This window comes from Arthrospiribacter ruber (assembly GCF_019343195.1).
GTDB lineage: Bacteria > Bacteroidota > Bacteroidia > Cytophagales > Cyclobacteriaceae > Arthrospiribacter > Arthrospiribacter ruber.
Genome location: NZ_RPHB01000006.1, coordinates 217598 through 243467, shown reverse-complemented (window position 1 = coordinate 243467; position 25870 = coordinate 217598). Strand labels below are relative to the sequence as shown.

Below are 25870 nucleotides of genomic sequence, written 5' to 3'. Positions count from 1 at the left end.
TTTGATAGTGAAGAATTAAAACTAAACAAATGTAACAATATGGAAAGAAATATTATTGTAACCGGTGCTGCCGGTAACTTGGGAAAGGCAGTTGTAGAGAAATTCAAGAGAGAAGGATACAGGGTAATCGCTACTATTTTACCCGATTCGAATGAAGAGGTGGAGGAAGCTGATGATGTATATGAAGTAGACGTGACCGATGAAAAATCTGTCACTGAATTTGCCAAGGAATACCAGTTGCAATATGGAGAAGTGGACGCTATCGGACTATTGGTGGGCGGTTTTGCAATGGGGAATATTGAAGATACCAGCCTTGATCAAATCCATAAGATGGTTACCCTCAATTTTTATTCAGCCTATAATATGGTTAAAAGCTTCCTTCCCATGCTTAAAAAGCTGGATTCGGGGTGTTTTCTCTTTGTAGGTGCCCGTCCAGCCCTGCAGCCTTCGGATGGAAAAGGTGTTGTGGCATACGCTTTGAGTAAAAGGATGGTCATAGAGCTTGCAGATTATGTGGCTGAGGAGGCCAAAGACACTAATGTGAGGTCACATGTCTTTGTACCAAGCGTCATAGATACCCCAGAAAATAGGGAGTCCATGCCTAATGAAGATTTCTCCCAATGGGTATCACCGGCAGAAATCGCAGAGGCCATGCATTATGCGGTTAACAACCCCGCATTAAGGAATATGACCTTCAAGCTTTATGGAGGAGTGTAAACCAAATATTTAACAATATGAAAAGTTTCTTTAACCTTACCCTTCTTGTGTTTTTCTTAAGCGCGGGAACGGTTTTTTCCCAGACCAGCAATGAAACAAGAAGGTTGGGAAATTTCAACGCAGTAAAAGTAAGTACTTCTATCAAGGCAGAATTGGTTCAAGGCAGCGAAAACAAAATCGAAATCAAAGCCACTGGGATTGACCTTGATAAAATCGAGTCCAACATTTCAGACCGGACACTAGAAGTCAAACTAGGTAGGGGTAACTTTAGAAACCATACTGTAAACGTGGTGATCACTTACAGGGACATTCAGGGAATAGAAGCCACTACCAGTGCTAGTGTGGTGGCAAAAGACCCAATTGAAGCAGCTGAAGCTTATCTTTTTGCGGCAACCAATGGATACATTGAGGCAGATATTACCAGTGAAGTTTTGCATATCGAAGCAGCTACCAGCTCTAAGGTGGTGGTAAGTGGCGAAGTGGATGAGCTCAATATCAAGGCTTACACCAATGCAGAAATAGATGGAAAAAGACTGGAGGCTTCTGATGTAGATGTGTTGGCAAATACAGCTGCTACGGTACATTTCAATACTACTGGATCTATCACCGGCTCTGCCGCTACAGCGGCTAAAATTTATTATGGCGGGACGCCAAGCAGCATGGAGGTAAAATCTTCTACGGGAGGAAGTATTCAGAAAAGATGAAAAGTCTAATTCTTGTGACTGCTCTTTTTCTGGCTATGGCTAGTAATGTTTTTGCTCAGGAGGAAAAAGATATCGAAGCAGTAATTGCCTCACTTTTCGAAGGCATGAAAAATAAAGATGCTGCCCTTCTCGAAAATGCTTTCCATCCAAAAGCCATTATGCACACTGTGGTAAAGGGTGAAGAAGCTTCAACCTTGCAAGGGAACTCCGTGGCTGATTTTATCAATAGGATAGCTACAACCCCTGTCAACACGGTTTTGGACGAAAGAATTTTGGATTATCAGATCAAAATTGATGGTGATATGGCATCTGCCTGGACCCCTTACCAATTTTATGTAAATGAGTCACTGAGTCATTGCGGTGTGAATTCTTTTCAATTGATCCGTGCAAATGAAGGCTGGAAAATCACTTACGTGATTGATACCAGAAGAAAGGACAATTGTCTTTAACTGGAGTAATCAAATGTACCTTGTGCTTTCGTGATTAGAAAATGTCTTGAAGGCACAAGGATACAAAACTTTGTATAATTAAAAGTCAAATAGAATTTTGGTAAATTGTTTATCTCTGCGGTACCAGACTCATTATTTCAGAACCCTTATCCAAAAGGGTTAGTTTATTTTTGGAGACTTTGTAATTGTTGACTTTTTTCAAGGCGTCTATGAATTGATCCTCACCATTTCCAGGGCATGCTTTTCTGGTCATCGCTCCTGGATCCAAGCTTATTCCTGCACTTTCAAGATTGAAGCTTCCATTGAAATTATTGCATCCGGTAAATCCTGCTAGCCTACCTTCATCCATGAAATTGAGAAAAGGCAGTCCAGATGAAAATAGGTTGCCGTCAAGACTTTTTCCCATAAGGGTAGATAGTACCCAATTGTTACCTGTCAAGAGGCTGAGCGGATTAAAATTCCCCGCTGCTCCACAGGAAGCGAAGCTCAGTAAAGCGACCAAGCTGAGTATTTTTGTTAGTTTTTTCATGACTGTATGGGTTTAATTAAAAGTGTTTGTTTTTCCCCATAAGAGTAAGTGACAGGTCAATCACTTCTCGTACAGGTTTTGACTTAATCAATTTAGTGAATTAATTCTAAAAACCACTGCATTGTCACCTTATAGAAAGTACTGGGCTTTTATTGGTGTTAACAATTAGTACTACTTTGTCAGGTTAGGAAATGGCAAGAAAAAACCTGCCAAGTTTCTTTCTAAAGGAAAAAAATAAATCTGTTTTGGCTTATAAACCTGGCAGGTTTGACCTAATCTGCTAATTTGACAAAGTAGGATTATTAAATTTTTAAGGTATGTATTTGGGCCGATTAAAATATGGGCAGAAGTCTGCAGATGATTTGTTGAAAGTTCAAGCCATTGAATTAATTTTCGGTTAATTTTTAGGGTATTTATTTGCCTTATTATTAATAAAGATTCGCAAACCTTAAAAAAACCATAAATCTCTTTTGGTTTATCCTTTTTTGTGAGTAAGATTGTCCTGTCAAAATCAGGAAAATGAATTCTTTAGCAGTCTCTGGATTTTCTCTTTACCTACTCCCTGCTTCAATGGCGGGTTGTTCTGCTATGATGATGACAGGTGTGTCTTTTTTTACCACCACCATTACGGGGTAATCCCGTCTATCCAATCATATAGCCCGGTATATTTAAGTCCACCATGTGGACCTTGTAATGCTTTAACCATACGCTCATTTATCAAAAATAACCATGAAAATAATCAAGTTTGGAGGTTCATCCGTCGCCAACCCCACCAATATCAAAAAGGTTTTTGAAATCCTTCACCAGAGAAGTAAAGAAGGAGAAGTTGCGGTAGTATTTTCAGCTTTTGGCGGTGTTACGGAAGTGTTGTTGAAATCTGCCGAAAAAGCCAAGCTTGGAGATAAGTCTTATGTGGAAGATATCAAATTGCTGGAAGATAAGCATTTTGAAGTAGTAAAGTCCATGATCCCTGTCAAGCTGCAGTCTCCTGTACTGACATACATCAAGCTGAGGTTCAATGAACTTGAGGACCTGTTTCATGGGATATTTTTGATCAAAGAATGCTCAGCCAGAACCTTGGATTATGTAGGGAGTTTTGGAGAAAGGCTCTCGGCATATATCTTATCTGAGCTGTTGAGGCTGGAAGGTTTTCCTGCGATTTATTTGGATGCCAGAGAGGTGGTCCGGACCAATGACAGGTTCGGGAATGCCAAGGTGGATTTTTCCATTACCAATGACCTCATACAGGATTTTTTCCACCAAAATCCAGGTTTGAAAGTAATCACAGGATTTATTGCTTCTACAGCTAAAGGAGAAACTACAACACTTGGACGAAGTGGTTCTGATTACACAGCGGCTATTTTTGCTTCAGCACTTCAAGCGACTTCTTTGGAAATCTGGACAGATGTATCAGGAGTGATGACTTCGGATCCCCGAATGGTATATACAGCTTTTACGATCCCACAGCTGAGTTATGCTGAAGCCATGGAGCTGTCACATTTTGGTGCAAAAGTCATTTTCCCGGCGACTATGCAGCCGGCTATGAAAAAAGGTATTCCCATTTACATCAAAAATACCTTTGAACCGGAAAATGAAGGAACGCTCATAAACAACGATGCGCCTAATGGTAAGATCATTAAAGGAATCTCCTCCATGTCAGGAATCTCTCTTCTCAACGTGGAAGGAGCAGGACTGATTGAAGTGGTAGGGGTCAGCCGAAGGGTATTTGGTGCACTGGCAGATGCCGGGGTCAATGTGATCCTGATCAGTCAGGCTTCTTCTGAGCACAGTATATGTGTGGCCATTAGAACCACAGAAGCAGGGCTTGCCAAAGAAGCCATAGAGCGGGAATTTATCTATGAGATCAGAAATGGTGAAATGGATCCGGTGGCAGTTGTGTCAGAAATGGCAGTAGTAGCCGCAGTTGGAGAAAACATGAAACACAATCCGGGTGCCAGCGGTAGGATGTTTCAGGCCCTTGGACGCAACAACGTCAACGTATTTGCCATCGCTCAGGGAAGCTCGGAGTTGAATATTTCGGCGGTAGTATCACAAGCAGATCTCCAAAAGGCCCTGAATGCACTCCATGAAGCCTTTTTCCTCTCAGACAACAAGGTGCTTCACCTGTTTTTGGTAGGGGTGGGTCTGATAGGTAAAGCTCTGATCAAAATGATCGCCAACCAAAGAGAAAAGCTCCAACGTGAAAATGATCTTGATATTCAGATTCATGGTATCGCCAACAGTAGGTTCATGGCCTTCCATGAAGATGGTTTTGACCTGAAAAACTGCCCTGCACCGGAAGATGCTCCGGAAGCAGAGGCCATGGACTTGGAAAAGTTTCTTCATCAGATGGAGTTGATGAATTTTTCCAACACCGTTTTTGTGGATTGCACAGCCAGTCAGGATGTGGCAGATGCTTATGAGAGGATTTTGGAAGCCAAGGTGGCTATTGTCACTCCAAACAAAAAGGCAAATTCAAGCTCTTTGGAAAAATACCGACAATTGAAAAAACTTGCGTACAAGCGAGGTGTCAAGTTCCTTTATGAAACGAATGTAGCTGCAGGGCTTCCAGTAATCAATACCTTGCAGGACCTTATGTTGAGTGGAGACAAAGTGATCAGGATAGAAGCGGTCCTCAGTGGGTCTATGAATTATATTTTTTCTGAGTTTGAAAAAGGACTTCCCTTCAGTGAAGTAGTAAGACAGGCTAAGGATAAAGGGTATACAGAACCGGATCCGAGGGATGACCTGAGCGGAATGGACGTAGGTAGGAAGATCCTGATTTTGGGAAGAGAAGCTGAGCAGGAACTGCATTTTGAGGACATCAGTATTCAGAGTATGGTTCCTGAGGACTGTGTGGAGACCAAGGATGTAGAAGAGTTTTTTGAAAAGCTTAAGTCTCATGACAAAGATTTCGAAGCGATCCTGGAGGAAGCCAAATCCAAGGGTGAAAAGATGAGGTTTATGGCAACCTTGGAAAATGGGAAAGCCAAAGTCGGGCTTAATTCCTTGGATTCAAGCCATCCTTTCTATCAACTGAAAGGCAGTGACAATATGATTCTGTTTACTACAGAAAGGTACCATGACTTCCCGATGATTATTCGCGGGCCAGGTGCAGGTGCTGATGTGACAGCAGCAGGAGTTTTCGCAGATGTGATCCGTTTGGGTAATTTTTCTAGATGATGAAAAAGGTAACTGCATTTGCTCCGGCTACTGTAGCCAACGTGTCCTGTGGATTTGATATTCTGGGTTTTGCCATTGATGAATTGGGAGACAAGGTCAGTATTATGTCTAATGACTCCGGTAGGTTGGAAGTGAAGTCTATATCAGGTGACGGAGGCAAGTTGCCTATGGAAGCCGATAAAAACACCTGCTCAGTGGCGATTCAGGCCATGCTGAGTCATCTCGGATCAGATCAGGGTTTTGATATTGTGCTGGAAAAAGGACTTCCCCTAGGCTCAGGGATGGGCTCTTCTGCCGCCAGTGCAGCTGCAGCGCTTGTGGCAGCCAATGAGTTGCTGGGAGCGCCATACTCTAAAGAAGAATTGGTTCCTTTTGCTATGGAAGCAGAAAAGATTGCCTGCGGTGCAGGGCATGCAGACAATGTAGCGCCTAGTTTGATGGGAGGCTTCGTATTGATCAGGGATTACTATCCCTTGGATCTTGTCAAGCTTCCGGTACCGGCTGGCCTACACTGCACACTTTTGCATCCTCATTTGGAACTTAAGACCTCAGACTCCCGGTCAGTCCTGAGAAAGGAAATATCGCTCAAAGATTCTACCGTACAGTCGGGAAATATTGCAGGGCTTATTTCAGGCTTGTTTTTGGGTGATTTTCAGCTGATCAGCAGGTCCCTCAGGGATGTTATTGCCGAACCTTCCCGTGCTTTGTTGATTCCGGGGTTTTATGAACTGAGGGAAGAAATCCGCTCTATAGGTGCTTTAGGTTCCGGTATTTCAGGCTCCGGACCAACCATTTTCGTGCTTGCCCCAGATAAGGAAATCGCCATTATGGCAGGAAAAGCAGCAGAAGATGTGTTCGAAAAGATAGGTCTGGAAGTAGACGTGTATATTTCTGAAGTCAACAACAAAGGAGCTTATTTATTGGAAGATCAAATCTAATCGTCATCAAAATGAATTTTTACAGTACCAACAACCCTTCTCATAAAGTACCGCTTAAGGAAGCCGTGATCAAAGGTTTGGCGCCGGACCAAGGGCTCTACATGCCAGAGATTATTCCAGTATTGACGGAAAGTTTTTATAGCCGTCTTCCAGAGATGAGCTTTGCAGATATTGGTTATCAAGTCATTTCTGCAATTTTCGGAGATGACCTGAGCGAGGCGCAAGTGAAACAACTTGTGGATCATACTTTGGCTTTCGATGCACCCTTGGTAAAGGTGGAGGATGATATTTATAGTCTTGAATTGTTTCATGGACCTACTTTGGCATTTAAGGATTTTGGGGCAAGGTTTTGCTCCAAGCTGATGTCCATGCTGATGGAGGGAGAGAGTAGGAAAGTGCGGGTATTGGTAGCTACTTCAGGTGATACAGGTTCTGCGGTTGCCAATGGCTTTTATAAAGTGCCAGGTGTGGAGGTTGTGATTTTGTATCCAAAGGGAAAAGTGTCAGAACTGCAGGAGAAGCAATTTACAACTTTGGGTGAAAACATCAGTTGCCTTGAGGTGGATGGTGTCTTTGACGATTGCCAAAGCTTGGTAAAGCAGGCTTTTTTAGATGAAGAACTTAATAGGGAAATGTTACTCACTTCTGCCAACTCCATCAACATAGCCAGATGGATTCCGCAGTGTCTGTATTATTTTTATGCCTATTCCAGACTTCCTAAAAGTGATAAAAAACTGGCTTTTTCCGTTCCCAGTGGAAATTTCGGTAATTTGGGCGCCGGCATTTTAGCGGAGAGGATGGGTTTGCCTATAGATATTTTTGTGGCAAGTACCAATGTCAATAAAGTTGTCCCGGATTTTCTTCATGGAAATGCATTTCAGGCCAAGGCTTCTGTTTCTACGATCAGCAATTCTATGGATGTAGGCAATCCAAGTAATTTTTATAGGTTGCTGGCATTGTATGGAAATGACGAGACAGTTTTTAGGCAAAAGGTCAAGGGTTTTTATTTCGATGATGCCGATACTTCCAGAGCGATGCAAAGTATTAAGGACCGTACAAATTACATCATGGATCCTCATGGTGCAGTAGGCTATTTGGGACTTAGGAATCTGATGAGGATGTTTCCTGAGGAATATATAGGAGTATTTTTGGAGACAGCCCATCCCGGGAAGTTTAAATCCACCGTAGATAGGGTTTTAGGAATTGACCTTGAATTGCCAGAGAGGTTGAAGGAGTTTATGAAAGGGGAGAAAAAAGCGGGCTCTCTAGGTAATGATTATAGTCAGTTTAAGGAGCACTTATTGAAGAAATTATCATAACAATAAGATTAGACCTGTCAGATTTTCAAAATCTGACAGGTCTGAAACCAGCAAAAACGGCTTTTCAGAGAATTGGGCCGTTTTTGTTTTAAAAATCAATGTGGTTTTTACTGGTTCTCTGACTGCTCTTTGAGCTTCATCTGCATTTCCTGGAGTTGTTTTTTGAGTTCCAGCATTTCTGCTTCATAGTTCTTTTTCCACTCTTCCATTTCTTTTTTGTAAGCCTCCATTTGAGGGCCGTTTTCTTCTTCCCATTTTTTGATTTCAATTTTGTACTTCTCCAACATAGGCTGGTTTTGATTCCTCCATTCTCTTACCTGGGCAAGATTTTGTTCCCTCCACTCTTGCTGCTTTTCCCTCCACTCCTGTTGTTTTTCCCTCCATTCGGCCAATTCTTCCTCATGAGCGATTCTCCACTCTGCTATTTTTGCTTTGCGTTCTTCATTTTGGGCTTGAATAGCGATTCTTAATGCGGCGGACCTTTCACGTGCTTCTTTTCTGATCTGATCGAGTTTTTCTCTATCCAGCCTGGTGGTATCTCCCTCAAAAGGCCAAGTAGGCATGCGGTAAATTCGCATGGAAGAATCTCCTGGTATCAGTAATCTTGGCATGTTCTCATAAAACTCCGGACCTGGAAGCATTTTTTCAAATGCCTCTGCATCAAAGTCAAAATGGGGAATCTCTCCCAACTCAAGTTTTGGAAGGTCTTCCAGTTTCAATCTTGGCATATTGCTAAAAAATTCCGCTTCAAAATCTAGATCCTTGAAAGGAATGAACCAGTCTCCTTCAGATTTGAAGCTTTTTTGAATTCTTTCCAGTTCTTCAGGGGTCAATTGGTGCTTTTCTGCAAACAATGAGTCCAAATAAAGTTTTTTGCCGCCTTTGGTTTTGGTGGTATCTATGATCGCGAGGTTGCCATGGTCGTCTATTTGCAAAATCAATCCTTCATCAGTAATAATGTTTTTCTGATTCTTAGTAGTGTCAGAAGCACTGACCTGTGGCTCCAGCTCATCAGCTTGGCTGAAGGTTTCTCTTTCGGCGCTCACCATTAGTGTGGCACCAATCAATAGTGTAATTATCATGGTAATACTGGTTAAAGAAGTTGGTTGTGAATAGTCGGTTTTGATTCCCATGATGGTTTTAATTCTCATGAGTGTGGGCGGGTCTTTTTTGGCTGCAGCCAAAGCCAATTCAGGACTGCTGTTTTTGGCATGGTTGAGCACATTGGCCAATCCGTAAGCTAAAGCTTTTGGTTCGGTTCCATGGCTGATGGCCAGTTCATCGCAGGCCATTTCTCGGTATTTTCTGATTTCCGAATTAATCCACCAAAATACAGGATGGAAAAAATAGAAGACCTCAAGGTACCTTTGGATCATGTTGAACAGGTAATCGTTCCTTTTGATATGTGCCAGTTCGTGGCTTATAATGGCCTCCAGCTGCTGAGGGCTTATCTGAAGGATCAGGCTTGTGGGAATAAGGATGATGGGTTTCCAGATCCCAAACGTAACCGGCATGTCCACATGCGTACTGTGTAAGAGTTTTACAACTTTATCTATTTTAAGTTGCTTTGATTTTTTCACCAAAAAATCCTCGAAATCTACATCGAATGGCTCATGTGTTTTTCTTCTAAGCCGGTTGATATCTGATAGCCCTGCTGCCAACCTGATCAAAAAGAGAATGGCGCCGACAAACCAAAAGTTGACCAATTGTGGTAAGTAGGGTTTTAATGTTGCTTTCAAGTCATTTTGTAGGGGAACGGATGTACCGGACTCAATAAATGACAGTAGTTCATCAGAATCATGGATGGGAATTAGTGCTGCAGCGGATGTCTGTCCCTGTTGATGCAATTCGTAGTTGAACGTCGCGATACCTAATAAAGGGATCATCAGTAACGCAAGCATTCCTGCCCTGTATTTGTAGGCAGAGGATTTGTTTTGTTGGATTTTCAGCATTGCCCATAGCAAAAGTCCTACTCCGGCAATTTGCCATAGTGCATGAAGCAGTACCCACCCTAAAGCAAAGAGGTACTTTTCAGAAAGCAATTGATTGAGCCATTCCATTATTTTTCATTTTCAAGTTGATCCAGAAAAGCGCGAATTTCTTCTATTTCTTCCTTGGAAGGGTTGCCCTGACCCAAAGCCTGCATGACCAGGTTTTTGGCAGAGCCACCGAATGCAGCATGCATGAAATTGTTGACTAAGCCCTTTTGCGTTGCTTTTTCATCCACTGATGGGTAATAAATATGTGTCCTGCTTGCGTCATCCCGTGAGACCAAGCCCTTAGCATGCATGATTTGCATGAGCTTAAGTGTGGTGGTGTAGCCCGTGTCTTTTGATTCTGCAAGCTTTTCGTGGATCTCCCTGACTGTGGCTTTTTTTAGCTGCCAGAGGAGGGACAAAATTTCCAGTTCGGATTCAGTAGGTTTAGCGTTCATGATCTTTAATACGATTTATTTCGTACAAAGTTAACATAGGAATATTTTAAGGCAAGAATTTGTACGATTATTTTCGTATGTATTGTAATTTTTAACATTTTGAGATCCTTCAAACTATTTTTTATTACTTTGAAAAGCTAATGAGATATGGTAATCCAATGTCGTTTAGTTTAACTTTTCCAAAGTTCAGATTTGTAAACAATGTTTGTTTTACTTTTAATCCAACTTTGGAAAAGTTTAAATTCAACTTGTTGTCTTATCCAAAGGACATTGTATGGTAATCAGTGATTTATTTGATTTGATGAGGTAGTTTGTGTGTAAAAAAATTATATTGCTTTTCGGAAGTGACTTAGTTTAGATGAAAAGATTTTTTTTTCCGTTTGTATTGCTTGTGCTTTTGAGCACTTGCATTGACCCTTATGGCTTCAATGCAGAATTAGGTGAGCAGGCACTTGCTGTTGAAGGATATATTACAACCATTCCCGGCCATCAAGAAATAAGATTGAGGAGGGCAGAAGTCTTCGGTCCTGACTATATCGGGATAAATAGGCCTGAAGGTTTGGCTACAGTGCTCATCAAAGATGACCTGGGAAGGGTGACAAGATTGGTGGAGCAGGAGCAGAGAGGTCTGTATCTTACAGAAGAAATATTTGCCGCAGAAACAGGGAGAAGCTATAATCTGGAAATTATTACACAAAATAAAAAACGCTACATTTCAAAAGCCGAGTTGGTAAGGGAAGTACCAAAGCTTGATTCAGTAACTTATAGGGCTGTTAGAATACCTAGTACTGACCTGCTAAATGATGATTATGGTGTTCAGGTATTGGGGCATTTTCAAGATCCCAAAGGACAAGATAATTATTATTTTTGGAGGACTATGGAATCAGATTTTGTGTTAATAGCAGAACCGGATTTAGAAAATATTGGTGGTGGTCCCGCTGGACTTCCCCCCTGTCCTCCATGTTGTGAAAAAATTTGTTACCACAAAGACCTTCCTAAACCAGGAAACATTTTTACTGTAGATGACACTGAATTTGATGGTTTGTACCAAAGCAGGGTTATAGCATTTGTTGAGGATAACGGTTTACGGTTCAAAGATACTTATAGATTAGAGTTGCAGCACATGTCTGTGACCCAGGAAACTCAGCGTTATCTTCAATTAATAGATCAACAACTTAGGTTGACAGGCTCTGTTTTTGACCCTCCACCAGCGAATATTAGAGGAAACATGATCAGTTTGGATGATCCGGATGAGTTGGTATTGGGGCAGTTTTTTGCAGTGGACATAGAACAAGTTCAAGTTTACATTCAAAAAAGCAAATTGGAGTTTTTTAGAAGACCCCAAACAATTGTGCCCAGATGCTGCATACATTTTCTTTACCAAGACCCTAGGACAGGTTATGTGGCCCCTTTGGTTCCGACCACACCGCCTTCTGATTGGAATCCTCCAAGAGACTAATGAAAAAGCTTTCGTCCTACATATTGATTCTGTTTTCATTGTTCTTGATTTATGCTTGTATAGATGTTTTTCCTTTCGAAAATGAAAGGCCTGAGCCTATCCTTGCATTAGAAGGGTATATCACAACCATTCCAAAAGTGCATCGCATCCGTCTATCGCGAGCGGATAGGTTTTCACCTGATTTTAATGGGCTCAATCGACCTGAGACCTTAGCCAAGGTTCTTATCAAAGACAATCTTGGTAATGTGGAGGTGTTGACCGAATCCACAGCAGGGGTCTACTTGACCCAAGAAAATTTTGCGGCTGAAGTAGGCAAAACCTACAATCTTGAAATAATCCGTAATGATGGCCGTCGCTTTATTTCCCGGCCCGAAACAGTTGCTCCTGCTCCTTTGGTGGATTCATTGAGCTACATAGCGGTTAGGACGGCTTCTGAAAATTCATTTGTAGATGAAGTTGGGGTGAGGATATTTGCCCATTTTCAAGACCCTCCAGATCAGCAAAATTATTATTTCTGGAATATGCTTCCGTCTGATTTTCAATTGGTAGCGGAACCGGAATTGAATTTGAACAGCCCTTTTCACCCAACATGTCCCCGCTGTCCAAACCCTCTGGAGTGCTGTAGGATATGCTATTTCAGCGAAAGACCGAGTCCACCAAATGTCAATACAGCAGAAGATTCGGATTTCAATGGCCTTTACCAAAATATACCAATCGCCTATATCCGGGACAATGGATTAAGGTTCAAAGGAATTTACAAAGTAAAAATTCAGCATCTTTCTGTTTCCCAAAATGCTTATAGGCATTTAACATTGATAGGACAACAAGTGGGACTTACAGGTAGTGTATTTGATCCGCCCCCAGCCAATATCAGAGGGAATCTGATCAATTTGGATGATCCGGAAGATACACCATTGGGATATTTCTTTGCTTCTGATGAGATTTCATTGGAAACCTACATTCATCCAGAAAGGCTTGAGTTTGTGTTTAGGCCTCAAACCTTATTCCCGACCGACTGCAGGGCCTATGTGGTGGGAATAGGAATTGCCAGGCCAAATGATCCTCAGATTCCTCCGGCAGATTGGAATCCCAACAGATAACCTTAAATTGTTGCTTATGAAAGGACGTTTTACACAAATTCTTTTTCTGACATTGCTTTTGTTTACTTTTTCCTGTGAAATCGAAGAAGTAGGTACGCTGAATCTTTTGACGGAAGAAATAGTCAATGTCAGTGGAGAGCGTGCTGTTGTCCTAGGTAGAATTATTGCTTTTGAAAATATCCCGGTAGAGGATCATGGGTTTTATTTTGCAGAAGAGGAGAGCTTCTTAGACCCTATCATCATTTCTCTTGGAGCAACTGAAAGACCAGGGAGGTTTGTCGGAGAAGTGAGTGGGCTGCAATTAGGGAGAAATTATTTTGTTAAAGCTTTTGTGGTCAGAGCAGGAGAAATGATTTTTGCTAATACATTGAGTTTTGAAACATTGAATCCTGCCATATTGGGATATGAACCTCTTGTTCAGTTTGGTGGGGGTGAGATTGTCATTACAGGAATCAATCTGGCGGATGATACAAGGGTGTTTTTTGGAGACAGAGAGGCGGAGGTAAGAGAGGTGATATTCGGGTTTCAGGTACGTGTGACTGTGCCTCCCATCGCTTCGAGTATTTCTGAGCAAATCAGAGTAGTAACAAGAGGGATTGAATTGGAAGTGGAAACTCCCTTCAGGTATGCAGTGGGGAGATTCAACCTGTTGGATGCGAATGCTTTAGAGGGGCTGTCAATTGTGGAAAATATTTATTTCCAGCAAGGAGAAAGGTTTTTTGCAGGAATGGGAAGAGATAGTGGCAACCAATCCACTGATTTTATATGGGAATATAACTTTGCACAGGGAGAATGGGTTAAAACCGGCTTTGAGGCAAGAATGCAAAGGGCTGCATCAGACTCCCATACAGGGTATTTTGGAGGAGGGTTTTTTCAGACCAGTATATTTGGACCTCAAATCCCCAGTGATAATTATTGGCATTTTGATGGGTTGGAATACAAGGAACTGCCACCGGCACCTATCAATATCTCAGATGGCTTTGGCTACGAAATTCAAGGCCAATTTTACATCGCAGGTGGGACTATAGGAGTGGGCTCACAAGTATACCGCTACGACCCCGCTTCGAATGCCTGGGAAATCCGACCCAATCTGCCTTCTAATGTAGATAAGGGAATGGTTCATTTTGTGTATAATGATCATCTTTATTGGATTGATCGAGACAATAACCTTATTCAATACAATCCCTTTACAGCCCAATCGCAAACTGTATCCAGGTATCCTTCTCCTATGATAGAGAATACGACTGATTCCGGAGGTTTTGCCTTGGTGATGGGCGATAAAGTATTTATCGGCTTATACAACAATGCCCGGGAAATTTGGGAGCTGGATATGGAGATTTTGGATTGGGGCAGAAAACAGAACTTTACAGGAGATGCCAGGGGCAGGATTACAGGTGCTTACAGTAAGGACGGATTATTGTATTTCTTAAGGTCATACTTGATCAATCCAAGAACAGAGTTTTGGGAGTTTGATCCGGAGGCTTTTTAATCATAAATCTTTTTTGATTCATTCAGTATGAAAGCAAGTAAAACGGCAATAGCATTATTGATTGTCTTTATCAGTTGCATTGACCCATTTGGAGTTCCCAGTTTGGAACCTGAAGGCTTGTTGAATATTGAAGCCTTCCTGACCAGTGAGCCGCATGTTCAGCAAATTCGCTTATCCAGGGCAGGAATTTATGGTCTGGACAATGTCGGTAGAAACCTACCGGTCAGAGGAGCTTTGGTTTTAGTAAAAGATGATTTGGGTAACATTGAAAGATTTTTGGAAAGTGAGATGTCAGGGACTTATCTGAGCTCTTCAGAATTTTCTACCAAAGTAGGCCGATCCTACAATTTAGATATCGAATTGTCAAACGGAGAGCGCTTGGTTTCCTTACCTGAATTGGTTAACCCGGTCCCAAAGATGGATTCAGTTACCTATAATGCAGTGAGGACGGCATCTACCGACCCGATGAATGATGAAATCGGAGTTCAGGTATTAGGGCATTTTCAAGACCCAGCAGACCAACAGAATTTTTATTATTGGAGAATGCTTGAATCAGATTTTGTGTTGATTACCGAACCAGAACTTTATACCCTGCCGCCAACTCACCCGACATGCCCCAGGTGTCCTGCACCCAAGGATTGTTGCTCAAGGTGTTTTCATAAAGACACTCCCCGTCCTGCCAATATCAATACCATTGATGATTTGGAGTTCAATGGAAATTACCAAAGCAGGGCTATAGCCTATGTTAGGGACAATGGGCTTCGCTTTAAAGAAACATACAGACTAGATATACAGCATATGTCTGTCAGTGCTGAGGCTCACAGGTTTTTAAAACTATCAGATCAGCAGCTTAGGTTGACAGGCTCTGTATTTGATCCTCCTCCGGCTAATATTAGGGGAAATGTCATCAATCTCAATAGGCCGGAAGAGCAGGTTTTGGGGTATTTTTTCGCTACTGACATTCAACTTTTAAGAGTTTATATTAGAAGGGATAATTTAGAGTTTTATCTCCGCCCTCAAACAACAGTGCCAAATGATTGTAGGGATTACTTACAACAAGCCTCGGGCTTTCCAATGCCTTTTTTACCTACAGAAGCACCAGAAGACTGGGATGGTTTTTAATTGATTCATCAAATGCTGATACTATCAGGTGTTAAAGCAATTTATTTGAACCATCCTCTTTTTTCATTAGTTGACTATACATATAATTTTAAATAGACCAACTATTATGAATAAACAACCATTGTTACAAGCACTCACTTTAGGGGATTTAGAACTGAAAAACAGGGTGGTAATGGCACCAATGACACGAAATAGGGCAGACAACCCTGAAAATGCTCCGACTGACTTACATGCTGAATATTATAGGCAGAGGGCTTCTGCAGGATTGATCATCACAGAAGGATCTCAGATATCCAAAAGAGCTGTAGGCTATATTTTCACACCGGGTATCTACTCAGAAGCCCAAGTAGAAGGCTGGAAGAAAGTAACTCAGGCAGTACACGATGAAGGTGGAAAGATTTTTATACAGCTGTGGCATGTAGGCAGAATTTCCCATCCGGATTTCCATGGTGGTGATCTGCCCCATGCGCCATCTGCTATCAACCCAAATGCAAAGTCATATACTCCCAAGGGATTCAAGGAAACAGTCACTCCTAAGGAAATGACTTTGGAAGACATACAGCAAACCATTTTAGATTTCAGAAATGCCGCGAAAAATGCATGGGCAGCAGGTTTTGATGGGGTAGAGATCCATTCGTCCAATGGCTATTTGTTGCATCAATTTTTTAGCAGGACATCCAATGTGAGAACTGATGCCTACGGAGGCAGCATAGAAAATAGGGCAAAGATATTATTTGAAATCATTGATGCCATCAAGCAGGAAATACCCGAAAACAGAATTGGGCTGAGGTTGAACCCCTCTCTTCATGGTATTTTTGGTATGACAATGGACGAGGAAAGCATACCAACATTCGATTATATCATTGAAAAGCTCAATGAGTATGATCTGGCTTATCTTCATTTGTCCGAGCCATTCAATGATGTATCGGAAGTGCCTTTTGTTGAACCGGAAATTGCCAAAAGATATAGACCTGTCTATAAAGGGACTCTGATTATCAATGCAAATTTTGATCAGGAAGAAGGCAATAGATATATTTTGGAAGGACTGGCAGATGCTGTCGCATACGGTAAGCCATATATATCCAATCCGGATCTGGTGGAGAGGTTTGAAGCCGGCGCAGAACTAGCCGAGTGGGATCAGGATACTTTTTACACTCAAGGTGAAAAAGGCTACACGGACTACCCCACCTATCAAGAAGAGAAAGTTTGAAATTAAATGATTAAGGCCGAAATATTTCGGCCTTTTCACTATTTTGCAACATGTGTTTATTAGCTTTTAACTGGAATAATCATCCGAAATACAAGTTGATCCTTGTAGCCAATAGAGACGAGTTTTTTGAAAGGCCTTCGCAGTCCCTTCATCAATGGGAATCCGGCATTTATGCGGGCAAAGACCTTCGCGCTGGAGGAACCTGGCTGGGCATGCACCCAAGTGGGAGGTTTGCAGCACTTACCAATTATCGGGACCTGAAAAATCCCCGGAAATATGAAAAATCAAGAGGAGACTTGGTAAAGAATTTTTTGGAAGGAAAATTGGATCCTGAGGCCTATTTGAAGGATATCGCTGCTGAAATGGATCAATATGAGGGCTTCAACTTGCTGGTAGGGGACGAAAGAAGCCTTTATTATCTTTCCAATAAATCGGGGACGGGAGTTCAAAAACTCGAGCCAGGTCTTTACGGATTGAGTAATGCAGTACTTGAAACCCCCTGGGGCAAGCTGACAAAAGCAAAAAATAACCTTTCTGTTCATATTCAGAAGGACGTCTACGAACCGATCTCTTTGATGAAAGGACAGCAATCCAAGGATACAGAAGATCCGGAATTGCTACCGGATACAGGTGCTACTCCCGAACAGGAAATCCTGCTTTCCGCACAATTTATCAATGTAGGCAACTATTATGGAACCGTCAATGGCACGGTATTGCTTTGGGATCACAGCGGGAAAGTAGAGATGGTGGAGCGTGTATTTGACCAAGTGAAAGGCATACATCAGGATACCAAGCTGGATTTTGAAATCCGTTCCAAGGTGGAACAGAATGCCGGCTGAACCTGTTAGCTAAACATGGAAAAATACCAGGATTTAGATGTTTTGATAGTAGGCGGTGGGCCGATTGGCTTAGCCTGCGGTATTGAGTGTGAAAAGGCAGGTCTGAACTACGTCATTGTAGAAAAAGGTGTGCTTACAAACTCACTCTACAACTATCCGCTTAATATGACTTTTTTCTCGACCTCCGAAAAACTTGAAATGGGAGGCATACCTTTTATGTCTGTTTCCCACAAGCCAACCCGTACTGAGGCCCTGGAATATTATAGAAGGGTAGCCAAAACCTGGAAACTAAAAGTAAATCTGTACGAAGAGGTGAAAACCCTGGAGAAGTCTAATGGGATTTTTAAAATTAAAACCTCCAAAAATACTTATCAGACCAAGAATGTGATCTTATCTACGGGGTTTTATGACCTTCCCAACCTGATGAATGTACCAGGGGAAGATCTGCCAAAAGTCACTCATTATTACAAAGAGCCCTGGCCCTACATTGGCCAGAAAATACTGGTTGTGGGCGGAGCCAATTCAGGAGTAGATGTAGCTTTGGAAACTTGGCGAAAGGGTGCAGATGTAACCATGGTATTGAAGGATGAAGGTGTGGATCCCAAAGTTAAGTACTGGGTCAAGCCTGATATAGAAAACCGTATCAAAGAAGGCTCAATCAAGGCTTTTACCAATTCTTTGGTCAAAGAAATCAGGGAAAATGAAGTGGTGATCAATACACCGGAAGGGGATGTTACAATTGAAAATGACTTTGTCCTGGCCATGACCGGTTATGTGCCCAATTTTGCCCTTTTGGATCAGTTGGGTGTAGAGTTAAGTCTGGATGAAAAGCGTCAGCCCTGCTACGATCAGACCAATCAGGAGTCCAATGTGCCTGGTGTTTATTTGGCTGGGGTAGTCTGTGGTGGATTAAATACCAGAGAATTTTTTATTGAGAATTCCATAGTGCATGCCGAGCAGATTGTGAAACATATTTTGGGAAAAAATCAGACTTAAGATTCAAGACACAAGACTTAAGACAAAATTTAAAGCTTTGTTGCGGTAGTTTACAGCAATCAGTTCAAATATTGAATTTTTCCCTTTTGTTTCTTTTAACAATTTTCAGGGGAGGTTGTGGTTCAAAATTTCTAAAGCTCAATCAGGCAAAGCAAAAGCTACATAGGCATCACCGGATTTGGTGCCTTTACCACCACCACAGGCAATGACCACATATTGTTTGCCATTTACTTCAAATACTGCCGGGGTGGCATGTCCTGCCGCCGGGAGGCTGGCTTCCCATAAGACTTTGCCCGAATCCTTATCAAATGCCCTGATCTTTTCATCTTTGGTAGCTGCAATGAACACCAGCCCTCCGGCAGTGGTGACCGGTCCTCCATAGTTTTCTGTGCCAGTAGGTTCTAATCCCTTTTTCGTCAATTCCTCAAACTCTCCCAAAACGGATTGCCATTTGATCTTCCCGGTATTCATGTCAATAGCTGTCAGGGTACCCCAAGGCGGATTGATGCCGGGATACCCATCCTCCGTCAGAAGACGGGTATACCCTTCCATGTAGTACTGTGGAAAAAGCTGCTCAACACCGCCTTCCAATTCCTTTTTGTCCTGCTCAGCTATTCTTTCATTTCCCAAAAGGTAGTCAGTCAATAACTTTCTGTCTGAATCCGAAATATGAGAAAATGCGGGCATGGCTCCTTTTCCGTTTTTGATGATGGTGTCCAGGCTTTTCCAGTTATATTTTTGATGCAAATTTTCCAATGAAGGGAAAGCAGGAGGATTGCCTTTTCCATCTATTCCGTGGCAATTGCCACAATAGTTGACATATACTTTTTGACCAATATTATCATAGTCTGGATTGAGTTTCATTTTGATAAGCCAAGGGACTTCATTGGCATTTACATAGAGGGTTTGGGTAAGTGGGTCAAAAGAGGAGCCTCCCCATTCTGCGCCTCCGTCCATTCCGGGAAACAGTACAATACTGTGTTCGTCACTAGGAGGCTCCCACATATTTCCGTATTTTGCGTTTTCCAATTTTAGCCGAATATCTTTTTCCCATTCCGGAGTCAAATTGAGGATCTTGTCGTCTGTATAAGACAACCGCATAAATGGTTCGGGTAAGGTAGGGTGAGGTTGGGCTGGCCAGCTTTTTTCACCTTGAAGTGTGGATTGTGGCACTACTCTTTCCTCTATGGGCCAGATCGGTTCACCATTTTCCCTGTCAAATACAAATACAAACCCTTGTTTGGAGGTTTGTGCCACAGCATCAACCCAATTTCCGTCTTTTTTGATACGTATCAGATTGGGCATGGAAGGGAAGTCCCTGTCCCAAATGTCATGGTGGACACCCTGAAAATGCCAGATTCTTTCTCCGGTATTGGCATCCAAGGCCAATAAAGTATTGGCGAAGAGATTTTCCCCGTGACGATATCCGCCCCAAAAGTCATAAGTAGCTGATCCAGTTGGGACGTATACTATTCCTCTTTGCTGGTCTACCGTCATGCCTGCCCAGTTGTTAGCTCCTCCGATTTGCTCCCAGTGCTCCTTATCCCATGTGTCATGGCCATATTCACCAGGATGTGGTATGGTATGAAAAATCCACTCCCTTTCTCCTGTTCGGACATTATAGGCTCGGATATGGCCAGGCGCCGCATCTAGCCCTTCAGATAGCCGCATTCCCATGATAATTTTGTCTTCATAAATTACCCCCGGGCTGTTGCTTACCAATAAAAAATCCTCAAGATCTGTGTCCAGATCTTTTTTGAGATCTACCATTCCATTTTCTCCGAATGACTCAATGGGTAAACCTGTGTCAGCATCTAATGCAATTAGAAAATTGCTGGCTGATGTAAATATTCTTCTGTCATTTCCACTTTCCCAATAAGTAAGCCCTCTGTTGAGACCTGCCCATGAGTTTTCCCCTCCCAAAACCTGAAATGGATTGAACCGCCAAATAGGTTTTCCGGTATGGGCCTGAAGGGCAAAAACGTTCAGCTGGGGACTTACACCATATAGGATATTCCCCACTACGATGGGTTGGGTCTGAATCTGACTTCGCTCTGTCGCATCTCCGGTATTATAGGTCCAGGCAACTTCCAGGTTTTTGACATTTTCTTTGCTGATCTGACTTAGCGAAGAATAGCGGGCAGCATCCCAGGTGCCTCCTACATGCTGCCATTGGGAGTAGTCAGGGAGTTCAAAAGTATTTTCAGAACGGCAGGCCATCAAATATACTGCAGCCATGACCAAAGCAATATGCGATCTTTTCATCATCATTTTCTTAAAGTAGTCCAGAAATCGTCTATCAGGGCCTTTTCATCTATTTTGGAAAAAATCTTGACCGTAAATGATTTGTTTTCACTGGGGCTATTGACCATAAGCGTTTCTGATAAATGTGGGAGAAGATAAGCCTGAACCAATGCAAGGTCCCACATTACTCTTGTTTTGTCATTGGTAGCATGTTCACGCCATCTATCTGAGAGAATTTTTTCTAGCGGGATGGAATCATCTGTTTTCTTAAAGGTATCCTCTCTATCAAATTTGAGAGGAAGTGCGGTATCCACTGGCATGACAGTAAAATCCAGATTTTTCAAATCCAGTAGGTAATCAAATGCATTAAGATCATTTCTGATATTAAATTCATTCTTGCTCCAGGCTCTGGTTTGCTGATTGTATTTGGCTCCAAGTGAGTAAATCCTGATTTTAGGAATGATTTCGGGATCCAATATCACTGCCGAGGCAATATTGGTCAAGGCGCCTAAGGTCAGTACGTCCAGTTTTTCGCCTTCAGGAAGAGAATTTGCCAATTGGATGATTTGCTGTGCTGCGGGTGAGTCCCTAGGTTCGTTACCGCCCCAAGCACGGCCTATTTGTCTGTCTGCTCCTTTTGGGTGTGGTATTTGGGTCAACCCCATGGTGTTAAGAATCAGTTCATTGAGCCTTTGGGAGTCCTCTAATGTGTTAAGCCCTTTGGTATCATAGTGATTCCATTTTTCAAACACCAATAAGTCAGGATTGTTGAAATGGGCAGAACTTAGACCTACCACCTCCACCGATGGATCTTTAAGTAGGCGGACGATAGCATACAGGTCGTCAATTTCATTTCCTGTGTCAGAGTCCAGCCATACTTTTTGTTTTTGGGCGAAGGCTGAGAAGCATAAAAAATGGGAAAAGAATAATGCCAGAGGCAAAATGAAAAGGAAGGGGTGAAGGGCTTTTGGGTAAATCATAGGTTTTCAAACGCTTGTACCTAAAGCTAATAAAACCTATCTAATTTTCCTCATTGCTATTTTTGTACTTGGAAAAAATCCTGTGGATGGCAAAAATTCCCAAACCCAGACCTGTCCAAATCACGGTGTCCCATATTTCTTCTGACTGACTTCCGGACAATAACCAAATAGTAGCCAAAATCCCTGCAATTGCCAGGAAGTTTCCATAAGGAATTTTGAAATAATCGGTTTTTGCTTGACTTTTCCTCAGTTTAATCAAAGCTCCTGATACAACTCCATATAGAATTAACCTGGAAATAACCGAAACAGCCAGTGAACTCATAAAGCCCCAAACGATTGCTACAAAGGCAGTAAGGCTTGCAAAAAAGGCAATAGAAATAAAAGGTGTGGCAAAGCGGGGATGTACTTTTCCAAATAGTTTGGGCAGTTGATTTTCCAGACTCAATGCATAAGGTAATCTGGATCCACTCAGTATCTGTACATTCAAAGTGCCCATGATGGAAATTACTGCGCCAATGGTGATGAACATGCCTCCATACCAACCCATAAAGCCTGTCGCTGCATCCGCGAGGGGCTTGTCAGAACTTGCAAGGTCAGGTAAAGTTCCGATCGATACCACTTGTATCATGATATAAAAACCTGCAATGATAGCAGCGGCGGTGATCAGGCCAAAAGGAAGGTTTTTCCGGGGATTGACTATTTCACCACTGTTGACCAAACCTGCCTCAAATCCTCCAAAGGCGAAAATCAACAAAAGTGTAGAAGCCGAAAAATCTTCCATACTGGGCAAAGGCCCAGGCTCGATCAGGTCAAAATCAATGAAAAATAACCCCACACCAATAAAAACTGCCAATGGAAATAATTTCGCCACGGTAAGGATGTTGCTGATCTGAGCGGTGTTTTTTACCCCTATCCAATTGACAAAAGCGATGAGTGACGTTATTAGCAATATCATCCCTATCCTTACCTCAGGCTGACTGAATGCCTCAGAAAAAAAGGAAAGATACAGTACCATAAGATTGATCAAGGTAGCATAGCTAAAAAGGCGGGTGAGCATCAAAAGCCACCCGATTACGAAGGCAGGAACAGGGCCAAAAGCTTTCAGCGTATACAGGTAAGGTCCTCCTGTCTGCTCAAACCTGGAACTTACCTCCGCAAAGACGAGTATTAACACCATCATGACCAAGGCACAGGCCAAAAAAGCCAATATAGAATAAACCCCAGATAAGGCAAATACTTTGGCAGGTAAAGCGAAAATCCCCGCACCGATCACAGAATTGATGATGAGAAAGACCAGGTCCCAACGCTTAATTCCCCTTTTAAGTAGTTTGTCTGAAGCTTTCAAAATCTATTATTATTGGCGACGATGTCAAATAGCTTTTTTCATGATAATTATAAAAAGTCCACATCCACACTAAATGGATATTTCATCAAATACTGTAAAGCCTCTTCTATTTTCAGGTCTTCAAACAATACTTTATAGAGGTTTTCTGTGATCGGTGCCCTCATTCCTGTGCCTTCCACAAATGCTTTCATCAACCTGACCGTATTGATGCCTTCAGCTACCTCTTCCATGGAATTCAGGATGTCAGTAAGTTTTTCTCCTTGAGCTAAACGATAGCCGACAGTGTAATTCCTGGAGAGTGTAGAATTACATGTCGTGACCAGGTCTCCTATCCCTGCAAGGCCAATAAATGATTTCAGGCTTCCTCCAAGAGCATTGCCTAAGTAAACCAGCTCCACCATTCCTCTTGATATCAAGAGTCCTTTTGCATTTTCTCCCAAACCCAATCCCGCCAAAGCTCCTGCAGCAATGGCGATGATATTCTTCAATACTCCACTAAGTTCTACTCCCACAATATCAGAGTTTCCATATACCTGAAATTTGTCATTGCGGAGGAGACGTTGTCCTTCCATAATCACTTCATTAAACCGGCTAGCCACCACAGTTGCGGCAGGCTGACTGGCATACAGTTCTCTGGCCAAATTGGGGCCGGCAAGGCAGCCCACTCGGATGACCACGGTTTCCTGTAGGATGACCTCACTCATTGTAAGTATATTTTTTCTGCTTATTTTCCCTACTTCATCCAGAGATTTGTTGGAAGGGAGATTGAGGCAAAGTCCTTTTGTGCCATGGATGACCATGTGATAGGGGTAGAGAAATGGTGAAAATGCCCTTACCACTTCCATAAATGCCGCAGAAGGAACCATCAGGAATATGGTGTCGCAGGATTTACAAAGGTATTCTGGATCATGGGTACCTTCTATGCTTTCATGTATTTTCAGACCCTCCACACTGTGTTTGGTATTGATCTCATCTACTATTTCCATCCTTCGCGCATAGGCAATGACTTTGTTTTTGCTAGCAAGGATATTGGCTATGGCAGTTCCAAAGCTACCCATACCTACTACACCTATGGATTTTTCACTTAAATTGCTTTTCGAGCTCATAGCCTACCAGTCTGTTGTGATAAAAATACAAAAGAGACATGTCCTGAGTGACGATGTTTCCGGATTCGTTCTTTACAAGAGGGCGCTTGGCATGGTACATTCCTACATTGGCCAAGCCATGATCTATGATCTGATCGATGCTCTCTCTCATATGAGGGGCTATCTGCACTTTTCCATCGGAGGCAAGATCTTTGATTTTGTCCAAAAGGCCAGTGCAGGTTGACTTGAAGTCCTCGTAAGAGATTTCTATATCTTCCTCAGGTAATCTCAAAAGGCTATAGAGGTCAAGTTTTTTATTTTCCCTTTTGATCATTTGAAAAGCAACAAATGCCACAAAGTGTGAACTGAAAATCCTGTTTATTTTGTGGAATTCCTCCACTATTCTTTTGCCCAAATGGTGGGTGTATTCTTCCTCCCTTTGTACATCTACATTGACTTTTCCATTGGCCATGAAGTAATCACGGGTATTGATGACCCGTCCATGTTTGTCAAGACTGTTCCCATCAGCATCGATGTAATTGCCGAGAACATCCATGGCCTTGCCTATAGACACAGAAATATCCGAGCCCTTGGTAAAGAACTTGACCAAAAACTTGGAGATTTTATATGAAGTCGAAAATTCATCAGACTCTTTATAATATCTTTCCTGGCCGGTTAATGAGAGGTGTTCTTTGATCAGGCTTGGAGCCTCCAATACAAAATGATAATTGATGGTGACAGGAACGATAAACACTTTCCCTTCTATCCCTTTTATTCCTTTTTGAAAATTGGCCCGCTGGGCTTCTACAGCCGTGCTCAAAAGTCCTAGTTTGAGTTTTTTCTCAATCATTCCAGACCTGCTACGGGTACCTCCTGGGAAAAACAAACTGTGTACCCCAAACTGTATTGCTTCTGCAGAATAAGTCTTCAGTGTTTCCAGATAAGGGAGGTTTTTTTTCCTCCGGTCTACTTTGTAAGCACCGAGGGCATTCATGAAATAAGCAAAAATGCCAATATTGAAAAGGTTGAGCCCCGCTCCATATATAAAAGGTGGTAGTCCTAAGACGGATATGATCCATCCAATCAAAATGCTATCCAAATTGGAGAAATGGGTCGGAACCATGACGATGGTACCTTTGCATGCCAAGTCCCTTATTTGGTCTGTTTCACCTACAATCTGGATTTTGTCCTGAAGGGTGTACTGGTTGCTGAAGATAGATTTGAATCCTTTGACCCTTGCTGCATTCAAAAGTCTTGAAAAACCGTAGGTGACTATCCTTCTGGTCAGTTTGTAGTGCGAATGAATGAAATTACTGGCAATCTCCTCTGCGTATCGCATGGTGATGTCATCCAGAATTTCTACATATTTTTTCTTTTTCTGGGTTTTGTTGAGGCTGGTGTCTCCACTGAGCTGTACTAGCCTTGATCTTACTTTTCTCCAAAAATCTTCATCATCATCAGGATCTACGGCCCAAGGATTTTGTTTGATACGGAGTTTTTCACGGTATAAAGTGGTTTCCAGCTCTTCTTTGAGCAGGTCCATGTTGTTGTTGGTGATCTGAAGAACTGATCGCTTACTGGCTTCGGCGACAGTTTTGACAAATTCCTTCCGGCTCTTACTGAGCTTCACCACTGGCCATTCGTCCTTTTGGGGCAAAATGGGCTCATATTTATGTTTGATGTAGGTCTCAGCCAAGGGTGTTTCTAGTTTGGATAAAAGACAAATAT

Annotated in this window: 21 protein-coding genes; 13 read left to right on the top strand and 8 right to left on the bottom strand. The window is 42.3% G+C overall.

Annotated features, from left to right (window positions below):
* The first annotated feature begins 39 nt into the window (after positions 1-39).
* The 3 genes from EGN73_RS13950 to EGN73_RS13940 are packed head-to-tail and all read left to right on the top strand — an operon-like array spanning position 40 to position 1870.
* Positions 40-717 (top strand): SDR family NAD(P)-dependent oxidoreductase, encoded by a 678-nt coding sequence (locus EGN73_RS13950; protein WP_219290979.1) that lies wholly within the window; start codon positions 40-42, stop codon positions 715-717.
* 17 nt (positions 718-734) lie between these two features.
* Positions 735-1421, top strand: coding sequence for a head GIN domain-containing protein (locus EGN73_RS13945; protein WP_219290976.1), 687 nt, complete (start codon positions 735-737; stop codon positions 1419-1421).
* Positions 1418-1870, top strand: a complete 453-nt coding sequence (locus tag EGN73_RS13940) for a nuclear transport factor 2 family protein (protein WP_219290973.1) — start codon at positions 1418-1420, stop codon at positions 1868-1870. Before EGN73_RS13945 ends, EGN73_RS13940 begins: the two co-directional genes overlap by 4 nt.
* 109 nt (positions 1871-1979) lie before the next feature.
* Here the strand turns inward: EGN73_RS13940 and EGN73_RS13935 are convergent, their stop codons facing one another.
* The gene (locus tag EGN73_RS13935) at positions 1980-2399 is read right to left on the bottom strand and encodes an META domain-containing protein (protein WP_219290970.1); all 420 of its coding nucleotides are present in this window, start codon (positions 2397-2399) and stop codon (positions 1980-1982) included.
* A gap of 729 nt (positions 2400-3128) precedes the next feature.
* Here EGN73_RS13935 and thrA point away from each other — a divergent pair.
* The 3 genes from thrA to thrC are packed head-to-tail and all read left to right on the top strand — an operon-like array spanning position 3129 to position 7839.
* Positions 3129-5582, top strand: coding sequence for a bifunctional aspartate kinase/homoserine dehydrogenase I (gene thrA / locus EGN73_RS13930; protein ID WP_219290968.1), 2454 nt, complete (start codon positions 3129-3131; stop codon positions 5580-5582).
* On the top strand, positions 5582-6520 hold the full coding sequence (locus EGN73_RS13925; RefSeq protein ID WP_219290965.1) for a homoserine kinase: 939 nt from the start codon (positions 5582-5584) through the stop codon (positions 6518-6520). Before thrA ends, EGN73_RS13925 begins: the two co-directional genes overlap by 1 nt.
* 11 nt (positions 6521-6531) lie before the next feature.
* Positions 6532-7839: a threonine synthase gene (thrC, locus tag EGN73_RS13920; RefSeq protein WP_219290961.1), complete on the top strand. Its 1308-nt coding sequence runs from the start codon at positions 6532-6534 to the stop codon at positions 7837-7839.
* A gap of 107 nt (positions 7840-7946) precedes the next feature.
* On the opposite strand, the gene EGN73_RS13915 is transcribed toward thrC, so the two are convergent.
* Positions 7947-9899 (bottom strand): M56 family metallopeptidase, encoded by a 1953-nt coding sequence (locus EGN73_RS13915; RefSeq protein WP_219290958.1) that lies wholly within the window; start codon positions 9897-9899, stop codon positions 7947-7949.
* Positions 9899-10273, bottom strand: coding sequence for a BlaI/MecI/CopY family transcriptional regulator (locus EGN73_RS13910; RefSeq protein ID WP_219290955.1), 375 nt, complete (start codon positions 10271-10273; stop codon positions 9899-9901). The genes EGN73_RS13915 and EGN73_RS13910 overlap by 1 nt, the downstream gene beginning before the upstream one ends.
* 358 nt (positions 10274-10631) lie before the next feature.
* Here EGN73_RS13910 and EGN73_RS13905 point away from each other — a divergent pair, with 358 nt between their 5' ends.
* The 7 genes from EGN73_RS13905 (at position 10632) to EGN73_RS13875 (ending at position 18488) form a co-directional block, all read left to right on the top strand.
* The gene (locus EGN73_RS13905) at positions 10632-11732 is read left to right on the top strand and encodes a DUF4249 domain-containing protein (RefSeq protein ID WP_219290952.1); all 1101 of its coding nucleotides are present in this window, start codon (positions 10632-10634) and stop codon (positions 11730-11732) included.
* Positions 11732-12832 (top strand): DUF4249 domain-containing protein, encoded by a 1101-nt coding sequence (locus EGN73_RS13900; RefSeq protein ID WP_219290948.1) that lies wholly within the window; start codon positions 11732-11734, stop codon positions 12830-12832. Before EGN73_RS13905 ends, EGN73_RS13900 begins: the two co-directional genes overlap by 1 nt.
* Before the next feature lie 16 nt (positions 12833-12848).
* A complete protein-coding gene (locus tag EGN73_RS13895) occupies positions 12849-14321 on the top strand; it encodes a hypothetical protein (protein WP_219290945.1) in 1473 nt (490 codons plus the stop codon).
* A gap of 27 nt (positions 14322-14348) precedes the next feature.
* A complete protein-coding gene (locus EGN73_RS13890; protein ID WP_219290942.1) occupies positions 14349-15443 on the top strand; it encodes a DUF4249 domain-containing protein in 1095 nt (364 codons plus the stop codon).
* Positions 15444-15549: 106 nt separating this feature from the next.
* Positions 15550-16653: an alkene reductase gene (locus EGN73_RS13885; RefSeq protein ID WP_219290939.1), complete on the top strand. Its 1104-nt coding sequence runs from the start codon at positions 15550-15552 to the stop codon at positions 16651-16653.
* A 50-nt stretch (positions 16654-16703) separates the two neighbouring features.
* Positions 16704-17492 carry an NRDE family protein gene (locus EGN73_RS13880; protein ID WP_219290936.1) on the top strand — a complete coding sequence of 263 codons (789 nt, stop codon included), beginning with the start codon at positions 16704-16706 and terminating at the stop codon, positions 17490-17492.
* 15 nt (positions 17493-17507) lie between these two features.
* Positions 17508-18488 carry a YpdA family putative bacillithiol disulfide reductase gene (locus tag EGN73_RS13875; RefSeq protein ID WP_219290933.1) on the top strand — a complete coding sequence of 327 codons (981 nt, stop codon included), beginning with the start codon at positions 17508-17510 and terminating at the stop codon, positions 18486-18488.
* Positions 18489-18626: 138 nt separating this feature from the next.
* Here EGN73_RS13875 and EGN73_RS13870 read toward each other — a convergent pair whose 3' ends face one another.
* Genes EGN73_RS13870 through EGN73_RS13850 form a run of 5 tightly spaced genes read right to left on the bottom strand, consistent with a single transcriptional unit; the run spans position 18627 to position 25838 of the window.
* Positions 18627-20726 (bottom strand): outer membrane protein assembly factor BamB family protein, encoded by a 2100-nt coding sequence (locus EGN73_RS13870; RefSeq protein ID WP_425515032.1) that lies wholly within the window; start codon positions 20724-20726, stop codon positions 18627-18629.
* A gap of 29 nt (positions 20727-20755) precedes the next feature.
* The gene (locus EGN73_RS13865) at positions 20756-21712 is read right to left on the bottom strand and encodes a nucleoside hydrolase (protein WP_219290927.1); all 957 of its coding nucleotides are present in this window, start codon (positions 21710-21712) and stop codon (positions 20756-20758) included.
* A gap of 40 nt (positions 21713-21752) precedes the next feature.
* On the bottom strand, positions 21753-23057 hold the full coding sequence (locus EGN73_RS13860) for an APC family permease (RefSeq protein ID WP_219290924.1): 1305 nt from the start codon (positions 23055-23057) through the stop codon (positions 21753-21755).
* 47 nt (positions 23058-23104) lie between these two features.
* On the bottom strand, positions 23105-24163 hold the full coding sequence (locus tag EGN73_RS13855; RefSeq protein ID WP_219290922.1) for an NAD(P)H-dependent glycerol-3-phosphate dehydrogenase: 1059 nt from the start codon (positions 24161-24163) through the stop codon (positions 23105-23107).
* Positions 24138-25838, bottom strand: a complete 1701-nt coding sequence (locus EGN73_RS13850; protein WP_219290919.1) for a 1-acyl-sn-glycerol-3-phosphate acyltransferase — start codon at positions 25836-25838, stop codon at positions 24138-24140. The genes EGN73_RS13855 and EGN73_RS13850 overlap by 26 nt, the downstream gene beginning before the upstream one ends.
* Positions 25839-25870: the final 32 nt, after the last annotated feature.

Excerpts from the sequence above, each read along its gene's own strand:
- EGN73_RS13895 (WP_219290945.1), top strand. The coding sequence starts at position 12,849 with ATGAAAGGACGTTTTACACAAATTCTTTTTCTGACATTGCTTTTGTTT.
- EGN73_RS13905 (WP_219290952.1), top strand. The coding sequence starts at position 10,632 with ATGAAAAGATTTTTTTTTCCGTTTGTATTGCTTGTGCTTTTGAGCACT.
- thrC (WP_219290961.1), top strand. The coding sequence starts at position 6,532 with ATGAATTTTTACAGTACCAACAACCCTTCTCATAAAGTACCGCTTAAG.
- EGN73_RS13915 (WP_219290958.1), bottom strand. The coding sequence starts at position 9,899 with ATGGAATGGCTCAATCAATTGCTTTCTGAAAAGTACCTCTTTGCTTTA.
- EGN73_RS13935 (WP_219290970.1), bottom strand. The coding sequence starts at position 2,399 with ATGAAAAAACTAACAAAAATACTCAGCTTGGTCGCTTTACTGAGCTTC.
- EGN73_RS13950 (WP_219290979.1), top strand. The coding sequence starts at position 40 with ATGGAAAGAAATATTATTGTAACCGGTGCTGCCGGTAACTTGGGAAAG.
- EGN73_RS13910 (WP_219290955.1), bottom strand. The coding sequence starts at position 10,273 with ATGAACGCTAAACCTACTGAATCCGAACTGGAAATTTTGTCCCTCCTC.
- EGN73_RS13900 (WP_219290948.1), top strand. The coding sequence starts at position 11,732 with ATGAAAAAGCTTTCGTCCTACATATTGATTCTGTTTTCATTGTTCTTG.
- EGN73_RS13940 (WP_219290973.1), top strand. The coding sequence starts at position 1,418 with ATGAAAAGTCTAATTCTTGTGACTGCTCTTTTTCTGGCTATGGCTAGT.
- EGN73_RS13870 (WP_425515032.1), bottom strand. The coding sequence starts at position 20,726 with ATGGCTGCAGTATATTTGATGGCCTGCCGTTCTGAAAATACTTTTGAA.
- EGN73_RS13885 (WP_219290939.1), top strand. The coding sequence starts at position 15,550 with ATGAATAAACAACCATTGTTACAAGCACTCACTTTAGGGGATTTAGAA.
- EGN73_RS13855 (WP_219290922.1), bottom strand. The coding sequence starts at position 24,163 with ATGAGCTCGAAAAGCAATTTAAGTGAAAAATCCATAGGTGTAGTAGGT.
- EGN73_RS13945 (WP_219290976.1), top strand. The coding sequence starts at position 735 with ATGAAAAGTTTCTTTAACCTTACCCTTCTTGTGTTTTTCTTAAGCGCG.
- thrA (WP_219290968.1), top strand. The coding sequence starts at position 3,129 with ATGAAAATAATCAAGTTTGGAGGTTCATCCGTCGCCAACCCCACCAAT.
- EGN73_RS13880 (WP_219290936.1), top strand. The coding sequence starts at position 16,704 with ATGTGTTTATTAGCTTTTAACTGGAATAATCATCCGAAATACAAGTTG.
- EGN73_RS13865 (WP_219290927.1), bottom strand. The coding sequence starts at position 21,712 with ATGATTTACCCAAAAGCCCTTCACCCCTTCCTTTTCATTTTGCCTCTG.
- EGN73_RS13890 (WP_219290942.1), top strand. The coding sequence starts at position 14,349 with ATGAAAGCAAGTAAAACGGCAATAGCATTATTGATTGTCTTTATCAGT.
- EGN73_RS13875 (WP_219290933.1), top strand. The coding sequence starts at position 17,508 with ATGGAAAAATACCAGGATTTAGATGTTTTGATAGTAGGCGGTGGGCCG.
- EGN73_RS13925 (WP_219290965.1), top strand. The coding sequence starts at position 5,582 with ATGAAAAAGGTAACTGCATTTGCTCCGGCTACTGTAGCCAACGTGTCC.